At 38.9% G+C, this 22526-nt stretch carries 20 protein-coding genes; 2 read left to right on the top strand and 18 right to left on the bottom strand.

The genetic code is table 11. From position 1 onward, the window contains the following. Positions 1-400: 400 nt before the first annotated feature. The 14 genes from spoVE to ACOZIR_RS03090 form a co-directional block, all read right to left on the bottom strand. Positions 401-1501 carry a stage V sporulation protein E gene (spoVE, locus tag ACOZIR_RS03155; protein ID WP_045290217.1) on the bottom strand — a complete coding sequence of 367 codons (1101 nt, stop codon included), beginning with the start codon at positions 1499-1501 and terminating at the stop codon, positions 401-403. Positions 1502-1562: 61 nt separating this feature from the next. After that, on the bottom strand, positions 1563-2912 hold the full coding sequence (gene murD / locus ACOZIR_RS03150; protein ID WP_045290219.1) for a UDP-N-acetylmuramoyl-L-alanine--D-glutamate ligase: 1350 nt from the start codon (positions 2910-2912) through the stop codon (positions 1563-1565). Continuing rightward, positions 2913-3887, bottom strand: a complete 975-nt coding sequence (gene mraY / locus ACOZIR_RS03145; RefSeq protein WP_013058961.1) for a phospho-N-acetylmuramoyl-pentapeptide-transferase — start codon at positions 3885-3887, stop codon at positions 2913-2915. A 61-nt stretch (positions 3888-3948) separates the two neighbouring features. After that, complete coding sequence (locus tag ACOZIR_RS03140; protein ID WP_310878422.1) at positions 3949-5412, bottom strand: UDP-N-acetylmuramoyl-L-alanyl-D-glutamate--2,6-diaminopimelate ligase; 1464 nt, start codon at positions 5410-5412, stop codon at positions 3949-3951. 212 nt (positions 5413-5624) lie between these two features. Further along, positions 5625-7541 carry a stage V sporulation protein D gene (locus tag ACOZIR_RS03135; RefSeq protein WP_013084856.1) on the bottom strand — a complete coding sequence of 639 codons (1917 nt, stop codon included), beginning with the start codon at positions 7539-7541 and terminating at the stop codon, positions 5625-5627. A gap of 69 nt (positions 7542-7610) precedes the next feature. Continuing rightward, positions 7611-9857 (bottom strand): penicillin-binding protein, encoded by a 2247-nt coding sequence (locus ACOZIR_RS03130; protein WP_310878421.1) that lies wholly within the window; start codon positions 9855-9857, stop codon positions 7611-7613. Positions 9858-9862: 5 nt separating this feature from the next. After that, positions 9863-10222, bottom strand: a complete 360-nt coding sequence (gene ftsL / locus ACOZIR_RS03125; protein WP_013058965.1) for a cell division protein FtsL — start codon at positions 10220-10222, stop codon at positions 9863-9865. A gap of 33 nt (positions 10223-10255) precedes the next feature. Next, on the bottom strand, positions 10256-11191 hold the full coding sequence (gene rsmH / locus ACOZIR_RS03120) for a 16S rRNA (cytosine(1402)-N(4))-methyltransferase RsmH (protein ID WP_028411477.1): 936 nt from the start codon (positions 11189-11191) through the stop codon (positions 10256-10258). A gap of 333 nt (positions 11192-11524) precedes the next feature. Continuing rightward, positions 11525-13150 carry a bacillithiol biosynthesis cysteine-adding enzyme BshC gene (gene bshC, locus ACOZIR_RS03115; protein ID WP_045290226.1) on the bottom strand — a complete coding sequence of 542 codons (1626 nt, stop codon included), beginning with the start codon at positions 13148-13150 and terminating at the stop codon, positions 11525-11527. A gap of 90 nt (positions 13151-13240) precedes the next feature. After that, positions 13241-13624, bottom strand: a complete 384-nt coding sequence (locus ACOZIR_RS03110; RefSeq protein WP_013058968.1) for a DUF3397 domain-containing protein — start codon at positions 13622-13624, stop codon at positions 13241-13243. A 1-nt stretch (position 13625) separates the two neighbouring features. After that, positions 13626-14507 carry a 2-dehydropantoate 2-reductase gene (locus ACOZIR_RS03105; protein WP_045290228.1) on the bottom strand — a complete coding sequence of 294 codons (882 nt, stop codon included), beginning with the start codon at positions 14505-14507 and terminating at the stop codon, positions 13626-13628. Positions 14508-14665: 158 nt separating this feature from the next. Beyond that, a complete protein-coding gene (locus tag ACOZIR_RS03100; RefSeq protein ID WP_310878420.1) occupies positions 14666-16207 on the bottom strand; it encodes an acyl-CoA carboxylase subunit beta in 1542 nt (513 codons plus the stop codon). A 19-nt stretch (positions 16208-16226) separates the two neighbouring features. Continuing rightward, entirely contained in the window at positions 16227-16439 is a 213-nt protein-coding gene (locus ACOZIR_RS03095) for a biotin/lipoyl-containing protein (RefSeq protein WP_013058971.1), read from the bottom strand. Continuing rightward, the gene (locus tag ACOZIR_RS03090) at positions 16436-17788 is read right to left on the bottom strand and encodes an acetyl-CoA carboxylase biotin carboxylase subunit (protein WP_310878419.1); all 1353 of its coding nucleotides are present in this window, start codon (positions 17786-17788) and stop codon (positions 16436-16438) included. Before ACOZIR_RS03090 ends, ACOZIR_RS03095 begins: the two co-directional genes overlap by 4 nt. 313 nt (positions 17789-18101) lie before the next feature. On the opposite strand from ACOZIR_RS03090, the gene ACOZIR_RS03085 reads away from it, so the two are divergent. Beyond that, on the top strand, positions 18102-18572 hold the full coding sequence (locus ACOZIR_RS03085; protein WP_013058973.1) for an N-acetyltransferase: 471 nt from the start codon (positions 18102-18104) through the stop codon (positions 18570-18572). 81 nt (positions 18573-18653) lie between these two features. Here ACOZIR_RS03085 and ACOZIR_RS03080 read toward each other — a convergent pair whose 3' ends face one another. From ACOZIR_RS03080 to ACOZIR_RS03065, 4 genes are all read right to left on the bottom strand, one after another. Then, the gene (locus ACOZIR_RS03080) at positions 18654-19256 is read right to left on the bottom strand and encodes an RsfA family transcriptional regulator (protein ID WP_028411482.1); all 603 of its coding nucleotides are present in this window, start codon (positions 19254-19256) and stop codon (positions 18654-18656) included. A 178-nt stretch (positions 19257-19434) separates the two neighbouring features. After that, entirely contained in the window at positions 19435-20202 is a 768-nt protein-coding gene (locus tag ACOZIR_RS03075) for an enoyl-CoA hydratase/isomerase family protein (RefSeq protein WP_045290233.1), read from the bottom strand. 168 nt (positions 20203-20370) lie between these two features. After that, positions 20371-20544 (bottom strand): 50S ribosomal protein L32, encoded by a 174-nt coding sequence (gene rpmF / locus ACOZIR_RS03070; RefSeq protein WP_013058976.1) that lies wholly within the window; start codon positions 20542-20544, stop codon positions 20371-20373. A 65-nt stretch (positions 20545-20609) separates the two neighbouring features. After that, the gene (locus ACOZIR_RS03065) at positions 20610-21128 is read right to left on the bottom strand and encodes a DUF177 domain-containing protein (protein ID WP_310878418.1); all 519 of its coding nucleotides are present in this window, start codon (positions 21126-21128) and stop codon (positions 20610-20612) included. Between the two features lie 179 nt (positions 21129-21307). Between ACOZIR_RS03065 and ACOZIR_RS03060 the strand changes: the two genes are divergently transcribed. Beyond that, on the top strand, positions 21308-22507 hold the full coding sequence (locus ACOZIR_RS03060; protein WP_310878417.1) for a nucleotidyltransferase: 1200 nt from the start codon (positions 21308-21310) through the stop codon (positions 22505-22507). The last annotated feature ends 19 nt before the right edge of the window (positions 22508-22526 follow it).

Genomic DNA, 22526 nt, shown 5'->3' with positions numbered 1-22526 from the left:
CTATTCTGTTGTCAATTTCATCATTTTTATTTATCGTATGACATTCACCCATAGAATGTACGTTCATCTGCTATATAAAGTAATTTTGATTGTTTTTTTATCGTTTTTCATTTAGAAGTTAAACACATGCTGACAGTCATAAAAAAACGCTACGCTCATAAGTGCACATACGTTCACCTAATCACTAAGATAAAATATTTAACCTTACACATCATACCATAGTTGGACTCAAAATTGGTTATCACAACATTACATTTTAAAAACATTTCATACAAAAATATCATCTACCTGTAAAAAATCGAAAATAAACCGCCAACAAAATCCGGCGTGCACTTGGATTTAAGATGACGGTTTACTTCAGTAGACCATTGCCTACTTGACATTATACAATTTTTTTCAATTAATAGCGAGAATATCTACTAACATTTAACAAAACTCCAACTGCTGCCAGCATGAGCGTGAGCGACGATCCGCCGTAACTCAAAAATGGAAGCGTAATTCCCGTAACAGGCATAAGACCTGTTACCACGCCTATATTAATCATGACTTGAATCGCCACCATTGAAATAATTCCTAAGGCTAAAAACGTTCCGTAAAGATCAGGTGCTCCGAGCGCTACTTTAATTCCTCTCCAAAGCAATAAGCTAAACAAAATCAGAACAAGCGTTCCGCCAATGAAACCGAGCTCTTCTGCTAGAATAGCAAAAATAAAATCAGTTTGAGGCTCCGGCAGATAAAAGAACTTTTGTCTACTTTGCCCTAACCCTAATCCAAGCAATCCCCCGGGCCCAATTGCATAAAGAGATTGAATGATTTGAAACCCGCTTCCAAGCGGATCTTCCCAAGGATTTAAAAATGAGGTGATGCGTTTAATCCGATAAGGAGCTGATAAAACAAGCCCTACAAAACCGGCAACGCCAAGCAACCCAAGACCTGCAAAGTGACTTACTTTTGCTCCTGAAACAAAAATCATGACTAAACAAGTTCCAACAAGCACCGTTCCAGTTCCTAAATCCGGCTGCATCATAATAATGCCAAACGGTAAGAAAACCAGTAATAACGCCGGTAACATTCCTTTTCTAAAGGATGTAATTTTCTTCTGGTTTTCTGATAAATATTTCGCTAAAAATATAATCATAGCAAACTTCATAAATTCTGAAGGCTGAATCGAAAACGCTCCAACTCCTATCCAACTTTGCGACCCATTCCGTACTAGCCCTACTCCCGGAATCAATACAAGTACCAGCATAACAAAGCAAATGATTACAATTGGCTTTGCCCACGTACGCCACATCCAATAATCAATATTCATGATGACAAACATCGCGCATACTCCAAGCCCTGCAAATAAGAGCTGGCGTTTAGCAAAGAAAAAAGAATCATTAAACTTGTATGTAGCCCATACCGCACTTGCGCTGTATACCATGATAAGGCCGATGGTTAGCAAGGAAAGCGTAACGATTATGAGAAAAAAATCTGGGGTAGACCTTTTTGTCGACACTGTCACACACCTCTAAAAATAGATTAGGGCTAGTGTATTTTCTAGGTGTTTAGACAAGCCCTTATTTCAGTTTATGCACAGATTCAATAAAGATGTCACCACGTTCTTCAAAAGTTTTAAATTGATCCCAGCTTGCACAAGCAGGAGATAATAAAATAACATCTTCTTCATCTGAACAAGCATATGCTTCTGAAACTGCTTGTTTAACATTATCGACACGTTTTACAATTTGTATTCCCTCTTCTTTGGCTACGCGTTCAATTTTAGGAGCCGTTTCCCCAAACGTAATAACAGCTTTCACATTCTTAAACTCTTCTTTTAAATCATCAAACTCATTGCCGCGATCGAGTCCGCCTGCAAGTAGAATCGTCGGCTGCGAAAAAGCGGAAAGAGCTACTTTTGTAGCAAGCATATTCGTAGCTTTAGAGTCATTATAAAACTTGCGTTTGTTGATTGTCGTAACGTATTGAACGCGGTGTTTAACACCAGCAAACGTTGTGAGCACGCGGTAGATAGCTTCATTTGAACAGCCGTACAGCTTCACAACGGACACAGCTGCTAAAATGTTTTCTTGATTATGTTTGCCTGGCAGCACCACATCTTTTAACGACATCACTTCTTCATCTTTAAAGAAAATCGTTTCGTTTTTAATGTACGCTCCTTCTGTCGTTTGAGCTGTAACCGAAAAAGGTACTTTTGTGGCTTTAATATCTGCACTAGCTTTCATCACTAGCTCATCATCTGCATTAATAACGGCAAAATCTTCACTTGTTTGATTGTTAAAGAGATTTGCTTTCGCTTTGATATATTCCTCTTTTGTGCCATGATAGTCTAAGTGAGCATCAAACAAATTCAATAATAAAGAGATTTTCGGACGGAATTTTTCAATTCCCATCAGCTGAAAAGAAGAAAGCTCCGTGACAATGACATTGTCCTTTGTTGCTTTTTGCGCCACTTCACAAGCTACTGTTCCAATATTTCCAGCAATCAACGGCTGCTTTTGATCTTCTTCTAACATTTTATAAATTAGCGTTGTTGTTGTTGTCTTCCCATTGCTTCCCGTAATTCCGATAAAAGGAGCTTCGCTAATTTCATAAGCTAATTCTACCTCTGTTAAAATCGGAATATTTCGCTTTAATGCTTCTTGCAATAGAACATTTGAATACGGAATGCCAGGGTTTTTTACAATAACATCCGCTTTGTCTAAAAGTTCAAGCGGATGATGCCCACAGACAACTTCAATGCCCGTTTTTTCTAATTCCTGTGCTGCTGTGTTCTCTTCGTACGGTTTTTGATCATTAACGACTACTTTAGCACCAAGCTGTTTAACTAGCTGAGCGGCTGCGAAACCGCTCTTGGCTAATCCTAAAATAAGTACTTGTTTACCTTGATACGTATTGACTGATTTCATTTAAATCCACACCTCGATATAAATTCCAAGCATTGCAAATAATAGTCCTACAGCCCAAAAAGTCATAACTACGCGCCATTCCGACCAGCCGCTTAGCTCGTAATGGTGATGAAGCGGGCTCATTTTAAACACACGTTTTCCTGTTGTTTTGAAAGATGCGACTTGAATAATAACCGATAGTGTTTCAATGACAAACACACCACCGATAATAACAAGCAAGAATTCCATTTTCATTAAGACAGCCACCGTAGCGATAGCTCCTCCTAGCGCTAAAGAACCCGTATCTCCCATAAATACTTTTGCAGGATGGGCATTAAAAACTAAAAATCCTAACACAGCTCCTACTACAGCAACTGAGAAAATAGATAGTTCAAACTGCTCTGCATTCCAGGCAAGAACTGCAAATGCACCAAAAGCAATCGCACTTGTACCAGATACAAGTCCGTCTAATCCATCCGTTAAGTTAACCGCATTTGAAAAACCAACAAGCCAGATGATAAGGAAAACAACATAAAACCAACCTAAATCGATTGGGTCTTTAATTCCTGGAATCGTCACTTCAGTTGAAAACTCAAACTGTCTTGCAATAAAGTAAAAAATAATTGAAATGACAACCTGACCTAAAAACTTTTGTTTAGATGTTAATCCAAGGTTACGCTTTAACACTACTTTTATAAAATCATCTAAAAATCCTAATAAACCAAATCCGATTGTGACAAATAATAATAGAAACGTCTTATATGTAAGTTCTGCATACTGATTGACCATAATAAGAGTTGCCACAATAATAGATAATAAAATCATGATACCGCCCATTGTAGGTGTACCTGATTTTTTCTGGTGAGATTTCGGGCCTTCATCACGAATACTTTGACCAAACTTTAATCTTCTTAAGAAGGGAATAAAAATCGGCGACAATACAACCGTAATCAAAAAGGCTACGCCGATTGTCAATAAAATTGATTGTTCTAGCACGATGTCCCCTCCTTAACTTCCAACTCATTCCGACTCATTTTGTTCTCTACCCATTTCATTACTACTTTCGCTCCTCAATCATTTTGCGTGCTACTTCTCGATCGTCAAAATCGAATACTTTTTTACCAATAATTTGATAGGTCTCATGCCCTTTTCCAGCAATGACAATAACATCATCTGCATGCGCTGCTTCCACTGCATAGCGAATCGCTTCTGCACGATCAGCAATCGTCACATAGTTATCTGTATCCAAACCCTCTTCCATATCTTTCAAAATAGCCAATGGATCTTCACTTCGTGGATTATCAGATGTCAAAATAGCTTGTGTACTGTATTCAGCTGCAATCCGAGCCATGATTGGTCGTTTTGTACGATCTCGATCTCCGCCACAACCAACAATAACATATATATTGCGTTTTGCGAATTCTTTTACAGTTTTTAACACGTTCTCTAAGCTGTCCGGCGTGTGGGCATAATCAACGATAACCGTAAAATCTTGCTCCGCATCAACCACTTCAAAACGCCCAGACACACCTTCTAACACTTTTATTTCCTCGACAATAACTGACAGAGGGATACCAGATACTAAACATGCAGCTGTAGCCGCTAATACGTTGTAGACGCTGAATTTACCAATAAGCTTCATTTCTACACGAACCGTTTCTGTGGGTGTTGTCAAGTCAAACGTTGTGCCGCTGTTTGTAATTTGAATATTTGTTGCACGAATATCACTTTCACGGTCAATACCATACGTAATCACTGTAGCAGCCGTGTTTTTAATATATTCCTCGGTTGCCGCATCATCGGCATTGAGAACAGCAAATTTAGGACGAGTATGGTTATAAGCGTTTCCTAACTGTGCAAATAGCAACCCTTTCGCACGACGATAATCTTCCATTGTATGATGATAGTCCAGGTGATCTTGCGTTAAGTTACTAAATACCGCCACATCAAAGTCGCACCCGTGTACGCGTCCTAAGTCAAGCGCGTGAGAGGACACTTCCATCATCGCTACTTCTACATTCTCCTCCACCATTTGATTAAATGTTTTTTGAAGAGTCAGCGATTCAGGCGTTGTGTTTTTCACATCATAAGACGTATCACCAATACGAATTTCAATCGTTCCAATTAAACCCGTCTTTTTATGTTGTGATTTAAAGATATGCTCAATCAAATGTGTAATGGTTGTTTTTCCGTTTGTGCCTGTTACACCAATTAAATGCATTTTTTGTGTGGGCTGATTGTAGAAAGCATCCGCTAGCACTGCCATCGCTCGCTTTGTACTCTTCACGCGTACAACGGGCACGTCTACATCCACAGGCTTTTCTGCTAAGATTGCTACTGCCCCTTTTTCCACAGCCATGTGTGCAAAGCTATGACCATCAACCGTATAGCCGTCTATACAAATGAACAATGCTCCGGGCTTAACTTCTCTTGAATCCATTTCAATTGACGTAATATCAATATTCTGTTCAGGAAGCTGAACAAAATCATGTAAATGTGTTAGTAGTTCTCGTAAATCCATTCCTACCATGTCCTCTCTATTTGTAAAGTGAAACGTTTGTTATAAGACGCTATGGCAACTATTCTTCTTTTTCTAGCACCCAACCTATTACATTTTACAGAAAAAGAAGCCCGGAGGGAACACCCCCTAGGCTTATTTGTTGATTTCATGTTCACACACAGAGTAACCTGCTGATTATCATGCAAGGAAGAATAGTGGTTTATAGAGATTTTTTATTTTCCCATATAAATTCTAACCGTTTCGCCTTCTTTAACTTTCGTTCCGGCTGCAGGAGACTGCTTGACCACTTTATCTCCTTCGCCACTCACATCTAATTTTAAATTAAGTAGCTGTTCTTGTAACTCTTTTTTTGACATTCCTACGACATTTGGTACTTTTATCATTGGTGTGTCCAGCCACGTTAACTCTTTTTCGATTTGGCCTTTACGCGGTTTAACGTCCATCACACGCAAACTGTCTTCAATCATTTTACCTACAATCGGAGCTGCTACAACTCCACCAAACTGAATGGTGCCTTTTGGATTATCAACCGCAACATACACGACAATTTCAGGGTTATCTGCTGGTGCAACACCGATAAAAGAAACGATGTGATTGTTTTTTAAATACTTTCCATTTTGAGCTTTCTGCGCAGTACCCGTCTTTCCACCAACGCGGTACCCTTCCACAAAAGCTCCTTTTCCGCTTCCTTGTGCTACTACACTTTCAAGCGCAAAACGCACTTGCTTAGACGTTTCCTCGGAAATAACTTTTCGCTTAGCAACCGGCTTATGACTGCTTACAACTTTTCCGGTAGTTGGATCCACCCACTCTTTTGCAATATAAGGTTCATAAAGCGTTCCACCGTTTACGGCTGCGGAAACAGCAGCTACCTGTTGAATAGGCGTAACAGCAACCCCTTGCCCAAAAGCTGTTGTAGCTTGTTCAACCGGACCTACGCGCTCAAGCGGGAACAAAATTCCTTTTGCTTCCCCTTGTAAATCAATACCTGTTTTTTGACCAAAGCCAAATTCTTTAATGTATTTGAACAACTTCTCTTTTCCTAAACGTTCCCCAAGCTCCACAAAACCAGGGTTACATGAGTTCTGTACAACTTCTAAAAAAGACTGCTGTCCATGTCCGCCTTTTTTCCAGCAGCGAAGTCTCGCTCCTCCAACTTCCGCGGCTCCATCATCGTAAAATTGATCTTTTAGTAAATCCACTTTCTTTTCTTCAAGAGCAGCTGCCAGTGTAATAATCTTAAACGTTGATCCGGGCTCATATACGCTCCAGATTGGAAGATTGCGATTATACACCTCTGGCTTCACATTTTTAAAATCCGTCGGATCAAAGCCCGGACGGCTTGACATACCTAAAATTTCACCGTTTTTAGGATTCATGGCAATGGCAATCATACCATCTGGATTATAAGCTGTCTGAGCATTATCCAACTCACGCTCCATAATCGTTTGCACACGTGAATCAATGGTCAATCTCAAATCGAGCCCGTCCACAGGGGCTGTGTAGTCATCGGCTATATTAGGCATCTTTTTACCTTTAGCATCAGAATACAATTTAACTGAACCTTTTTGTCCTTTTAGCTCTTTATCATAATATAATTCAAGGCCCGTTAACCCTTGATTATCTACTCCCGCAAAGCCTAATACATGCGACAAATAACTCCCAAACGGATAGTACCGCTTCGAATCCTCAGCTATATATACGCCTTTTAAATTTAAATTTCGCACTTCATTTGCTTTCGCATGTGAAATTTTTCTTCCTTCAGGACGCAAATATACGCTAGAAGAAGCTTTTGTTATTTGTTCATATACTTTTTCTTTTGATGCTCCCAGCACTTTTGCTAACTTTTCAGCCGTAACAGCTGGATTCTCAACTTGTCTTGGCATAACTAAAACGGTCGGTGCACTTTTATTTGTAGCAAGTGCCACATCATTGCGATCTAGTATCTTTCCTCTTTCTGGTTCAAAAGGAATATTCCGACTCCATAAGTCTTTGGCTTTTTCAGTTAGCGTATCCCCAGTCAGCAACTGTACATATCCAAGCCTTGTATCAATAATCAAAAACACAATAAAACCGACAAACAAAACAATGGCTAGCCTTTTACGAACTGTGACTCCTGATACCCGCATATATTAGAACCTCCTCTGAATCGGCTCGTTCCAATATATGCTTGTACAGGATTCACTAGAACTTATTTTCTAGTCAAGTTGCTTATCGTCTTTTTTACTGTCAGATTCACTTTTTTCTGTTTCTTTTAACTTATTTAACGTGCTTGAAAATTCTTTAGGCGTTTCAAGTTCCACTTTCAGGTACGTTCCTGCTTTTAACGGATCTCCTGCTTTAATACTTTGACTTACAACATAACCATTTTCAAGTGCGCTAGGTCGAACGTTGACAAATTCACTAAAGCGAATAACGTCACGATGTGAAAAACCTGTTAGATCAGGCATTGTGGCTTTTCCGTTTGTCTTAATGAACACGCGTTGACCAGCGACAATGGTATCAGAAGTCGGTGATTGGCTTTCTACCGTATCTCCTTTACCTATTACAACAGGAACAAGCCCTTTTTGTTTTAAGTCTTTCACGGCACTATTAACTGATTCATTAACGTAAGATTTAAGCGTGATTTCTGAATCCACTTTCTTTTCTTTCGTTTCTTTTCCGTCTTCATCCGTTTTTTGAGGCTCCACTCCTAAATACTGCAGGCTGTTTTTCATCACCGGATTAAATACGGCCGTAAGCGGCGCAGTACCCGTTTCTTGAGGCGTGAGAGTTGGATTTTTAACAGCTACATAGACAAGCAGCTTTGGATCTTTAGCAGGTGCAAAGCCCATAAAGGAAATGAAATTTTTCCCGTGTCCATGCAGGTAACCTCCGTTAGGACCAGGAATTTGAGCTGTTCCCGTCTTTCCAGCGACATCGTATCCTTCAATCGCGTAAGGTTTTCCTGTTCCGTCATCAGAAGAAACAACGGTTTCTAAAATACCTAGCGTTTCGTTCGCTGCTTTTTTAGAAATAGGCTGGCCTACTACGGTAGGTTTTGTTTTCTTAATCGTTTTTTTATTTGTTTCATCGACTACTTGTTTAATCACGTAAGGCTTCATCATCTTGCCGTCATTTGCAATTGCCGTAGCCGCCTGAATTTCTTGAATAGGCGTAAAAGCAGACGCTTGTCCAAACGCAGTGGTTACGCGGTCTCTCGGGTACTTCGTCACTAACTTGCTAGAAGCTTCGTTCGGCAAGTCAATTCCCGTCTTATCCATAAAACCAAACTTGTCTAAGTATTTATACAAACGATCGGTACCTAATTTTTCGTTGGCTAAAATGGCAACCGCTACATTTGAAGACCTTTGAATTCCTTCATTAAATGTAATAGCTCCCCAGCCGACTCCGCCGTTATGATCGTTAATTGGAACGCTGTTTTTCGTTACTTTATAAGATCCCGACTGATAGCGGTCTTCACCGTTATAGACGCCTGCATCAATCGCGGCTGCTAGCGTAAAGATTTTCATCGTTGAACCAAGTTCATAGCTGTTTTCAACAAACGGATTACGATAAGAAGTGATATCGCGAATATTCGGGTCAAATGAAGGGCGGTTTGACATGGCCAAAATTTCACCGGTTTTCGGATTCACTACTGTTGCCATTAGCTCTTCTGGTTTATATTCTTTAGCAGCAGCTGTCATCGCATCCTCTAAAAACGTTTGAATTTTTTCATCAATCGTAAGCGTAACGCTGTCTCCGTTTTTAGGAGCTACAATTGACTCTTTTGGATCCGGAAGCTTAATTCCATTTTTAGCAGCTTCGTATTTTACATATCCATCTTCTTCAGAAAGCTGCTTATCAAATACTTTTTCAATTCCCATTTTCCCTACGATTTTACCCGTATCATCTTTTTGTGCGTATCCTAAAATACTTGAGGCGAAGACACCGTTTGGATAGAAGCGCTTCGAATCGCGTAAAAACGTGATGCCCGGGAGATTTAGTTTCTCAATTTTTTGCTTTAGCACGTTATCAATGTCACGTCCGCCTGGGCCAAGTTCGACTTGGAAGACGTCTTTAGACATCATTTTTTCAAGTTTAGACTCATCCATCTTCAACAATGGGGCTAATTTTTGAGCCGTCTTTTCTGGGTCTACCACGTGTTGCGGGTGATCTTTGTCTTTTGTTTGTTTTTTATCTAAAATCGCCACAACCGTATAAGCACCCGTGTCTTGGGCGATTGCTTCTCCATTTCGATCGTAAATCGTACCGCGCTGTCCTTCAATTTTAGACGTTCGCGTATGCTGTTTTTGTGCAATTTCGGCTAAAGCTTCTCCGTCTGCTTTGCCCGTCGCTTGGATGTAAAAGAACCTGATGGCTAATACAAAAAAGAGCAATGCAAATATTAAAATTAATATTGCTGCTCCTGTACTAATATTGCTATTTTTTCTTGGCGTAGTCATCGCAATTAATCGTTAACGACTTTTACGTTATTTTCATTCAATTTTAGTCCAAGTTCTTTTGCTTTTGTCCAAATACGATCGTATGCACTTAACTCTGTTACCTGTAATTTTAACTCATTGTTTTTTGCTTCTTGCTTGTCAATCTTTCCATCGAGTGATTGCACTTCTTCACTGATGCTATAAAGCGAAGATTGATTTGAAATGATTTGCACAGACCCAAACAGCATGAGTGCGACAAACCCAGAATACACAATTTTTTCACCAACCGTGATTTTTCTTTTTGTCTTTCGAACAACTTGACGTACCGTCTTTTGCTGCTTCTGCTGCTGATCTTGCTCTCTTACTTTGTATGCTACATTGTTCATTCTCGTCCCCTCCTCTTTGTTTAAACCCTTTTATTAGACTAATTTCTCAACAATTCGAAGCTTTGCCGAACGCGCTCGCTTATTTTCTTCTACCTCTTCTTCTGAAGGTAAAATAGGTTTTCTTGTAATGACTTTCATTTTAGGCTTAAATTCTTCTGGAATAACCGGCAGTCCATGAGGAAGCTGCGGAACCGTGCTTGCATTTTTAAACGCTACTTTACAAATCCGGTCTTCAAGTGAATGGAAGGTAATAACACTTACACGTCCACCTTTTTTGATCACATCCATAGCCTGTTCAATTGCATCTTCAAATACTTGCAGCTCATCATTTACAGCAATTCGAATAGCCTGGAAAATCCGTTTTGCCGGATGTCCACCCGTTCGTCTAGCTGGCGCTGGAATACCATCTTTAATAAGATCAACCAGCTCTAGCGTTGTTTCAATTGGTTTAGACTCTCGATATGCCTCAATTTTGCGGGCAATTTGTTTCGAAAACTTTTCTTCTCCGTATTGGAAAAAGATTTTCACAAGTTTTTCATAAGGCCATTCATTTACTACGTTGTACGCAGAAAACTTTGAGTTTTGATCCATGCGCATATCAAGCGGGGCCTCATGATGAAAGCTGAACCCTCGCTCTGGTGTATCCAACTGAGGAGACGAGACGCCTAGGTCAAACAATACTCCATCTACTTCTTCAATTCCATGTTTCATTAGCTGCTCTTTTAAATAGCGAAAATTACTTTTGATTAGAATAACTCTGTCTAGATACGGGGCTAATTTTTCTTTTGCATTTTCAAGAGCAACATCGTCTTGATCAAACGCAATTAATTTCCCTTTTTCTGATAGCTGTTTTACGATATATTCACTATGACCTGCTCCGCCAAGCGTGCAGTCGACATATACTCCATCCGGCTTAATATTTAAGCCTTCCGCTGCTTCTTTAAGCAAAACAGTTGTGTGATTAAACATTATGACACCTACTTCTTTCTAAACTACTTAGTTATGTATACAAAAAGCAAAAAACGGTGTTTTTCTTTGATATATATACACGTTTATATTATATATCAAAGTTCAACATTATTTCAGCTATTTATATAAGAATTAAGTAGAATTTTGTCTTTTTGTCACAAATAGTGTCATTTTGTTAAAAGTAGGACATATTCGTAGAATAAAATGTAAGGAATATAAGGTTTTTTGTGTGATTAGAAATAAATACCTTATAAGGATCCAATTGGTTGACATTCACCTTGTAAACTTGTTCTCTTTTCCAAAATAAAAATCCTGCTTTTCAGCAGGATTTTATTAGACATAGCAGACTTTTAACTGGTGATTTAATTCGACTTCAGCACTTAGTAAATCTGACACAAATTGCATACCATAGCCATTTAAATAATACATAATATTCCACATACGTTCTTGTGGAGCATTGTAGGGGCGAAGAGCAAGTTCAATTTGAGCATATTTTGAATGCTTCACATCGTGCTTCGTTAGCTGTTTGGATTCGACAATCTTTTGAATGGTTTCAAACTGCTTTTGAATAATCGCTCGATTTTTAAGCATGACTTCATCAAATGTTTTGTCTTCTTTTTGAATATTTTCACGAAGAGTTTTATGAATTTTTTCAAAATCTTCTTTCGCTTTTTCAAAATACATTTCGTACGGGTTGTGAACTTCTGTCTTAAGCCAGTGCTCCCTCTCTGCATCTACGCCTTCGTTCATTACGTTGGAAAGGTCTAACTGAAGTTCATCCATATACTTCTCGATATGTCTTTCTACGATTGCATAGGATAACCTCGGAACCACGGGAGGCATTTTAAAGCTAAATAAAGAAAATGCTTTTTCAAGCTCTGCCCAATACGCTACTTCCCCGGGACCTGCAATAAACGCAAGGGTAGGAAGTAAGTACTCCTGCATAAGGGGTCTAGTCACAACGTTATTACTAAGAAGCTCTGGCGTTTGTTTAGCAATTTGAACCAGCTCTTCTTTAGACAGCGCGAGTTCATTTAGCTTTCCAACAAACTGCTCTTGCTCTGCATCTCTTTCTAAAAGTACTCTGTTTTCGTTGTGTGAATAAAAGAGATGGGCCGTTTCTTCTCCCACTTCAATCATTCGTTTGTACTGTTTTTGAATCTCTGTTTGCTGTTCCATAACGGCTGACGATAATTTGTCATTTTGTTCAATTAACGTCACAAAGAAAGAAGATTCAATGCTGCGCACTTCTCTAGAAGCTGCATCCATTAAAATAAGACCTGACTCTGCAAACATTGTGGTAACCAAATGAGCAAAGAAATCGACATAGGTACGTGATTTATCTAACGCCTCTAAAACAAAGCGTAACACCTGATTTGTATGCGCCGTTTCGTTAAACGTTTGAAAAACATCACGAACCCAGCTTCTACAGGCTTCATGGTCTAGCTCAATTTGAGAAACCATTTGCTTTTTCTTTAAAGAATGCTTTAACGTTTTCTTTAAAAGCTGGTTTTTATGCTCTGTGTATACATGGTTGATCTCAGCAAAATCATGATCTTCTCCAGCAATCCAAAATACCGGAAGCACGGGCACGTTTAAAGCTTCCTCTTGTTGTTTAGCTAGCAGCACAATTGAAATCACTTTATGAATGGTGTACAAAGGACCTGTAAGCAGCCCCGCTTGCTGACCGCCAACGACTACTACGCTGTTAGGATCTTTTAGCTTTTCAATATTTTCAATCGTCTTAGAAGATGCTCCGTAGCGCTTATTAAAATCAAGCAGATACTCAGCAAGCTGTTCTCTTGGATAAGACTGCTTTTGAACATCCGCTAAACGTTTTTCATATACGTCTTTTTCGTGTATATTATAATGAAAAAAGGAAAGTGCTTGCTTTTCACCTTTTATGTAATCGTTCGTTAGTTTGTTTCCCGCCTTTAAAGAGACGTCTGTAATCTCCATGAAAGAACTTCCTTTCTTTTCCTAATACTTATATTCTCTACATATAGCTTCATTATCCATAATGTAACTGCTCACGTCTAGTAACATGCTTTACAGAGAGGAAATACGAAAAGCGATTCCACCTATATTTAATACAATATGTGCAATAAGAAACAAAACAAAATTCATCCGAAAGAACCCTTTCGCAATAAGCTTCATTTCTAAGTCATGTTTGACTTTCCAATGTACAAACATCATAATCATTGCTACAACTAAAAGGACTAACGCAATCAACCACAAAAAAGAGTGCCCGAAAATTTCCACAGCTGCATAATGCACGGACAAAATAAGAAAAACCGTAGTAATGTACGTTGCTATGTGGACAGATTTCCTTTTATTTTTCGTCAGTTTGCGTAAAAGCATGTATAGAATAAAAAAACCGACGAGCGGCAGAGTGACAAACGTCGCAAAAACTCCAGCAATAAAACTTCCCATGTTACTCACCCTTTTCTTCTTCGATTCCTTTTATTGACCCATATAAAAAGTCAACAATAGGCGTCGACGTTCTTTTTTCAGCAGCTTGTGTTTGGATATAACCTAAGATAGCATCAATCTCGGTTTGCCGCCCCTCCTGTATATCTTTTAGCATAGAAGATTGATTTGTACTCGTGCGGGAACAAACCCCCAGCGCATTTTCCCAATAATTAAAAGCTGAATCTAGCTTTAATACATCCGCAATCTCTTCAAACAATAGACGCATCATTTTATAAAAATAGCTGTTGTGAATCAGCTGCCCATTTTTCACGCGATACAGCGCTGTAAGAGGATTGATGAGCGCATTTACAACTAATTTCTTCACCAGCATCGCATACCAATCTGTTTCAATCATCCAAGGAAAATTCACAATTGGTAAGATAGACTCCATTTCTCCTCTGTACGAAGCAATACGGGTTGCTCCTATTCCTGTATGATGGACGCTATCCATATTTGTACGCATTGCCCCATGTTCAACTGTACCCAAATAAAGAGTAAGTTGCGGGAGGTTTTTGAGAATTTCAATATGGCTCATACCGTTTTGGATAAACAAAAGGGGAGTATGTATAGTAAGGGTTTTAATAAAAGGGATCATCTCTTTTAAATGATACTGTTTTACAGTGATAATGATTAAATCTGCTTCTTTTATGTTTTTTTCCAGAGGGATAGCACTGACTTTTTTCGTGTGATGTTCCCCTTGTCTATGTAAGGTAATTCCATTTTCGTTAATACACTTTGCTTGAGCTTGTGTTTTCGTGTACAAGGTTACATCATAACAATCTGATAAATACGCGCTAAACAACAGACCTAATGATCCGCCTCCAATAATACCTATAGTTTTCATCGTATTTTTTGTTCCTCTTTCTATTATTGAGTTTCATTTTAGCAAAAAAATGCTTTGAATTAAATGCATTCTTTAAATTTTACCTATTCATATAGCCCGCGTGATTAAAAATCACCGGGCTTATTGTAAATTATTTAGAGTGATCCCGTTTTTTTCTATTATACGGGATACACCGGATGCTTACGACGGCTAAAGGTCACATTCTTCGTTTCATATAATCGAAAGCGGTCAATTAAAGTTCGACGCAGTTCGTTAGCAGGAACGATGTCATCAATAATAAGTTCAGACGCCAGCGTATAGATATCGATGTGTTCTTTATACTCTTGCTGTTTCTGTTTAACAAACATAAACCGCTCTTTCGGATCTTCAATTTCATTAATTTTATTAGAATAGACGGCATTTACTGCTGCTTCAGGACCCATTACGGCAATTTGAGCAGTAGGCAATGCAAGGCAGCAATCCGGTTCAAAAGCTGGACCAGCCATAGCGTAAAGCCCTGCGCCATAAGCTTTACGCATGACTACGGAAATTTTAGGAACTGTAGCTGAACTCATCGCTGCAATCAATTTTGCTCCATGTCTAATGATGCCTGCTCTTTCTACTTTGGTTCCAATCATAAATCCAGGTACGTCTGCTAAAAATAGCAAAGGAATATGGAAGGCATCGCACAGTTGAATAAATTTTGCGCCTTTATCTGCTGAATCTACAAACAGCACTCCTCCTTTGACCTTCGGCTGATTGGCAATAATCCCTACTACTTTTCCATCTATTCGTGCAAGCCCTGTTACCAGTTCGGCGGCAAACAGTTTTTTCACTTCAAAGAAGCTCCCTTCGTCAATAAGGGTATCAATTGCTTCATAGATATCAAACGGAACATTTTGATTCTCCGGAATGAGTTCTACTAACGCTTTTGTCTGCTTAGGCTCTTTAGCTTTTTGTACTTTAGGCTTCTCTTGATAGTTTTTCGGAAAGTACGTTAAATAAGATTTGGCATACGAAATAGCTTCTTCTTCTGAATAAGCTAACACATCCCCGCACCCGCTAACGCTGCAGTGCATATGTGCTCCTCCCATTTCCTCTAGCGTAACTTTTTCTCCAATAACGGCTTCGGCCATACGCGGCGAACCTAAGTACATAGAAGCGTTTCCATCTACCATCACAACAATATCACAAAATGCAGGGATATAAGCCCCTCCAGCTGCTGACGGACCGAAAAGCAAACAAATTTGAGGAATGACGCCGGAAAGTTTTACTTGATTGTGAAAGATCCGTCCAGCTCCTCTGCGGTTTGGAAACATATCTAATTGATCCGTAATACGTGCTCCAGCAGAATCCACTAGGTACAGCAAAGGCACATGCAGTTTTTCCGCTACTTCTTGAATCCGAATAATTTTCTCTACTGTTCTGGCCCCCCAAGACCCTGCTTTTACAGTAGAGTCATTAGCCATTACACAAACCGTTTCACCGTTTACTTTTCCAATTGCGGTTACAACACCGTCTGCCGGCAACCCTTCGGCTTTATTATTTGCAAACATGCCGTCTTCTTCATATTTCCCGTCATCAAATAAAAGGGCTAGACGATCTCTTACAAAAAGCTTCTGTTGTTTTGCAAGTTTCTCTTTATATTTTTCCGCGTTGCCACGCTCTACTTTTTGACGATTTTCATCATATTTTTTCTGAGATTCACCTGTATGTATCATGATATCTCTCCTTTATGAGTTATGAAATAGTCACCAAAACGTCGCCTTCGTTCACAAAATCCCCCACCGCTATATGGACAGTCTCTGCAATACCGGCTTGATCGCTTTCAATAGGAATTTCCATTTTCATAGATTCTAATACAACAACAACTTCTCCTTTAGCTACACTTGCACCTTGCTGAACAAACACATTAAATACCATGCCTGCCATTGTCGCTTTGATTTCACTCATTGCGGTGCTCCTCCTTTATTTAATACGGTTGATAATAACGATGTGTTATAGGCGCCTTTTTCATATAACTCTTCATTTAACAACTGCTTAAATAGAGGAATATTCGTTTTGATTCCCTCTACGACAGCTTCTGTAAAATATGATTTAGCTAGTTCAATTGCATTTGAACGCGTACGACCAGTAATGATAACTTTTGCAATCATTGGATCATAAAAAGGTGTAACCGCATTCATATTTCTGTAACCGCTATCTACTCGTGCATAAGTTCGTTCGGGTAAGTGATAACCCGTAATTTTTCCGGGAGCCGGTAAAAAAGTAAACGGATCTTCTGCATAAATTCGAAATTCGATCGCGTAGTTATTAGCTGCTATTTCCTCTTGTACACGGGGAAGCTTCTCACCGCGAGCCGCTAAGATTTGCCACTTAACTAAATCGACTCCTGCAATTTGCTCGGTGATCGGATGCTCAACTTGAAGCCGCGTGTTCATTTCAAGAAAATAAAAATTTTCTTCTTCGTCCACGATAAACTCTACCGTACCTGCGTTATAATAGCCGATTGCTTTAGCCGCTTGAACGGCTTGATTTTGCATAGCTTGTCGCGTATTTTCTTTTAAAGAAAGCGCCGGGGCTTCTTCAATCACTTTTTGATTTCTTCTTTGTACGGAACAATCGCGTTCAAAAAGATGAACGACATTACCATGCTGATCTCCAAACACCTGTACCTCGATATGTTTTGCGTTTGTGATAAGCTTTTCAATAAACATTCCTTCATGACCAAAATATGCTTTTGCTCTTGCTTTTGTTGAGGCATATACTTGTTTGACTGCTTCTTCGTTATCGCAGCGCACCATCCCAATTCCTCCGCCGCCTCCGCTCGCTTTTAACATAACTGGATATCCAATTACTCCCGCTACTTTACAAGCCTCTTCAACTGACGCCACATCGCCTTCGCTGCCGGGGACAACCGGTACACCCGCTTCTTTCATCGCAGCGCGGGCAGCAATTTTGTCGCCCATTATCGAAATGATTTCGGGAGAAGGACCGATAAAGCAAAAGCCTTCATCAATCGCTCTTTTAGCAAATGCACTATTTTCCGATAAAAATCCATATCCAGGATGAATGGCGTCTACTTTTTCTTCATGACTAATTCGCAGCAGCTCTTCTACATTCAAATATGACTTTTGCACAGGAGGTTCTCCAATTCGACGTGCCTTCGTAGCCGCTTGAACATACGGAAGCTCTGCATCTGCATCAGAATAGACAGCCACCGTTTCAATGCCCATTTGTTTGCATGTATGAATAATACGAAGAGCAATTTCTCCTCGATTTGCAATCAGTATTTTTTTCACCTTTCTCTCCCCTTTCCTCAAATTTCTACTTTCCCCCATATAATTCTACAATAATTTTAAAACTCCTCTACATTTTTTGAAAACGCTTTCTATCTGAATTCTGCTTCCCTTTTGCTTCCTTTCTAAAAAGTGATGCTTATAGTAATGTATTCTTCATATTTAACCGAAAGAATTCATTTTTCTTTATACGCATTGACTATTCGTTCACCAATCCTGAAAACAGAATATTTTGTATTTTTGTTATATAATATTAGATGAACGAACTGGCTTGGTTCGTTCATCTAGCAAGGAGACATAACAAGGGGGATATGGGATGAATTACGAAGTGAAGCATTTAAAAATTAATTTTAAAACGCTAGAAGAGTTCAAGAAATTCAAAGAATATGGCATTCAAGAACTTTCAATGCTAGAAGAATTACATGCTAAGATTTCCGATAATGAAATAAATTCTCCGTTTTACGGCATTTATTTTGGAAATAGCTTAGTGGCTCGCATGAGTCTCTATAAGCGAAACAAACAGTACGATCAATATTTCGAGCCGCCTCAAACGTATATTGAAGTGTGGAAACTTGAAGTGCTCAGCGATTTTCAGCGCAAAGGATTAGGCCAAACGCTCGTTGAATATGCCAAGTCCTTTCAATTACCTATCAAAACAAGCCCGCGAGTAAAATCGAGTGATTTTTGGTCAAAAATGGGGTTCGTACCTGTAACGTATGATATCGATCGCGATTTGGGAGAAAACCCTCTTATTTGGCTACCAAACGGTGTAAGCGAACAAAAATAAACAGCTGATTTTCAGCTGTTTATTTTATATCTATGTGGTATATATAATTAACATGAAGTAGGAAGCATTCAAGCTATCGCTTTACTTTTGAACTTTTTCTAAATTTAAATTTTTATCCACTTGAAATTTCACTTTTCTACTTTTTTCATCCTCTTTTAATACAACCATTTTACGAGCCCTCTCCATAATTTCAATAAGAGCTTTATAATCATCTTCCACAATTAACAAGTTGTTTTGCAAAGCTTTTTTTTCTTTTTCCAAAATCGTTACTTTCTCTTGTAAACGTTCAATCTTTTGCTGCAGTTCTTCATTAGCTTCGAGAAGCTCCGACGAGTGTTTTTGCCCTTGATCTACATTTTCTAAATACTTAATTACTTCATTAAGCGAAATATGTTTCTCTGCTTCCATATATGATAAGCGTGCAGGCTGCTCGTCGTCTTTTGAAACAGTTCTTGCTTTTAATTCTTTTCTCTGTTTTTTCGCAAGGTCAATACCAGTTTTGTATTGTTTGCGCACAAAAGAATTCCAGCGGAAGCCACAAGCTGCTGATGTTCGTGTAAGTTTCTTCCCCACTTCTTCAAATGCAGCTAGCTGAGTGCCACCTTCACGTATATGACGCAGTACAATTTCTGCGAGTAATAAATCTTCATCATGAGTCCATGCATCTTGACGAGAAGAAGTCATTTTTCTATCCCTCCTTATCCGTACTTATTAAATGAATATGCACCTACTAGATAAGATAGACTATTGTTCCTCTTCTCAATCAAGAAAATCTTTCATATACTTCGAAGCAAAATGGGAAACCCGTGATTCTTTCATCTTTCGCTTATTAACTATATTGCTATGGAAATGCAGTTCATAACTATGTTTTTTTAACGATGACCTTTTGAACCGCTTCTTCATGTTCAGGAGACTCCCACAAAATCGAACAGCGATGAATTTCTTGTTCCATTCGATTCCAAACCCGGCTTTGCTCCCATTTTTCAATAGCGATTTCTTTGTAAGCTTGCAATACTTGGGTCGATTTATGAGTAATAGGCGCTAACCACTCCTCACACCTCATAGTTAGCTCTTTAAACGACGTGACATAGGAAAGAAACCCAATTTGCTTTGCTCGTTCTACTCCATACAGCTGAGCACTGTAGATCATTTCCATCGCTTCTTGATAACGCAGCTTTTCCAGAAGAATGGTTCCTCCTCCCCAGCCTGTTGTAATTCCTAAATTCCCTTGAATAAAGCCCATTTCACTATGTGTTGCACTTATACGGAAATCACATGCAATCGCAAGCTCACATCCTCCCCCAACCGATGTTCCATTCAAAAGGGCAACTGTTGGTTTTGGGAGCGTTAAGATCTCATAAAGAATTTTCCCCATTTTCGTTAACATTTGAGACGCCTCTTTCGAAGTCTTTAGCTCATGAAATACGCTTAAATCTCCTCCACTGCAAAATGCGTCTGAACCAGCACCTGTAATTACAAAAGCTTTTACTAACTGATTATGTTTCACATACTCTACAGCTTGCTGCAGTTCATTCATCACATCATAATCAATAGCATTACGCTTTTCAGGACGATTAATCACAAATGTAGCAATGCCTTGGCTTGTAGTAAACAGCTCGCTTTTTTTCATGCTTTTTCCTCCTTATAGACAAGGTATGAATCCTTTTATAACAGTAATTGTTTATTTAAAAAGAGTTCTTGTTCTATAAGAAAAATCCTTCTCTTCCAAAGGGCAGAGAAGGAAAAAAGGCAAAAAAATAAAAGACCCTTTAAAAGGGTCTTTTATTTAAATAAGCAATTATTTGCTTACTACGTCATTTCCTTTGTAAGTACCACAAGCTTTACATACGCGGTGTGATAGTTTCATTTCACCACAATTTGGGCACTCTACCATACCAGGAACTTGTAATTTAAAGTGCGTACGACGCGTTCTTTTCTTCATTTTAGATGTTCTTCTAAAAGGTACAGCCATTATTCCCACCTCCTTAAAAGAATTTTAAAATCATATGAAGGCCCGAAAGCCGGATCTTCGCATTTTTATTTCTTTTTGTCTTTAAAGAAATTTTCGAGTACGGCTAAGCGGGGATCTACTTTTTCCTGCTGTTCTTTTTCGGTAACAACTTCCCAGTCTTTTCCTGACTGTGGAGCTGCTCCTGCCGCTTGCTGATTTTCACTAAATACCTGCAGAGGAATTTCAACAATAATTAACTCTTGAATCAAAGGTTGTAAATCAACCGTTTCTCCCTCTACAACACGTACTTCAGCATCTTCTTCATAATCAGCATTCACATTCAATAAAAACGTTTCGGTTGCGTTAATTTCAAACGGATACGGAACGTCAACTAATGTACGAGCACAAGGTAACGTCATTTCTCCTGAAATTTTAAGGTGAAACGTTACTTTCGAAGAGCTAATGTCGGCTCTTCCTTTCACGTTTACATCTGACATTCTACGAATTTGAGGATCAGCATTCATAAACTCCTTGCCGTCAATCACTTCGTCAAATGTTAGACCTTTATTTTGCAACTGATACAATTGATGTATTGTCCATTTCATTGTTAATCACCTCAAGGCAACAAAGGTTATTATAGCTTTCACAAGATTATTTGTCAATATTTTTTCTTTACACTATAATGTACTTAAATATGCTTTTTTGTAAAAATTTCTTACTTTCATAAAAAAATGTTTTTAAAACAAAGAGCTAGACTAAAAATAATAAATTAAAAGGAGACATTATGCAAGCAGTTGGAATAATTGTCGAATATAATCCTTTTCATAACGGACATGCTTATCATTTGCAGCAAGCGAAACAACAAACCGGAGCAGATTGTGTGATTGCTGTGATGAGCGGGCATTTTTTGCAGCGCGGAGAACCTGCTCTTGTATCGAAATGGTCCCGCACAAGAATGGCTTTAGCCGCTGGTGCAGACTTAGTCGTTGAATTACCTTATGCTTTTTCTACTCAAAAAGCTGAAACATTCGCAAGCGGCGCTATTTCTATTTTAGAATCTCTTCACGCTGACTTTGTATGCTTTGGGAGCGAAAATGGCAATATTGACTCATTTACCCGCACCTCTGATTTGCTCGAAGCTCATGAATCAGAACTATCCGCTTTAATTCAACAAGAGATGAAAAAAGGAAACAGTTATCCAAAAGCAGCTTCCAATGCTTTCTCACAGCTTTTTACGGAGGCTCCTATTGATCTATCTCAGCCAAATAATGTGCTTGGAATGAGCTATGTAGCTGCCATTAAAAAACAGCATGCATCTATTAAACCATATACAATCACTCGAATTCAATCACATTATCACGATGATTCACTGTCTTCCTCTTTTATTTCAAGTGCCACAAGCATACGTAAAGCTATTTTTGACACCAGCAGCCATGGGGACCTGAGCAAGCATATGCCAGTTAGTACAGCAAACGAATTAGCAGCTTACAAACAAGCACACGGACAGTTTCATCATTGGGAGCACTATTTCCCATTTTTGAAATACAAATTATTAACTACTCCACTTTATGACTTACAGCGTATTTATGAAATAGAAGAAGGTATTGAACACCGGCTGCTATCTTATATTTCTTCATCTACTTCATTTGAAGATTTTTTAACAAATGTTAAAACGAAGCGATATACGAGAACCCGTTTACAGCGCATGTGCGTTCACCTTTTAACCAATACAACAAAAAGTGAGATGCAGCAAGCTGACCCTTATATTCGCTTATTGGGAATGTCAAAGACAGGACAAGCCTATTTAAAAACAATTAAGAAAAAGCTGTCCCTTCCTATTGTATCCACTGTATCGCAATGTAAACTAAAAGAAATTGATACCGATATTAAAGCCACACATGTTTATAGTATGCCGTTTCAAGAGCCTCTGCGCTCTCAGTTTATGAAACAAGAATATACGCAGCCTCCTATCATTTGGCCATAAAAAAATCGTCTGCAAGAGA

Source organism: Priestia sp. D3YE.R1, from assembly GCF_049199565.1.
In the GTDB taxonomy this organism is placed as follows: domain Bacteria; phylum Bacillota; class Bacilli; order Bacillales; family Bacillaceae_H; genus Priestia; species Priestia aryabhattai.
The sequence above is the reverse complement of the archived record's forward strand: the minus strand, read 5'-3'. Positions and strand labels throughout refer to the sequence as shown.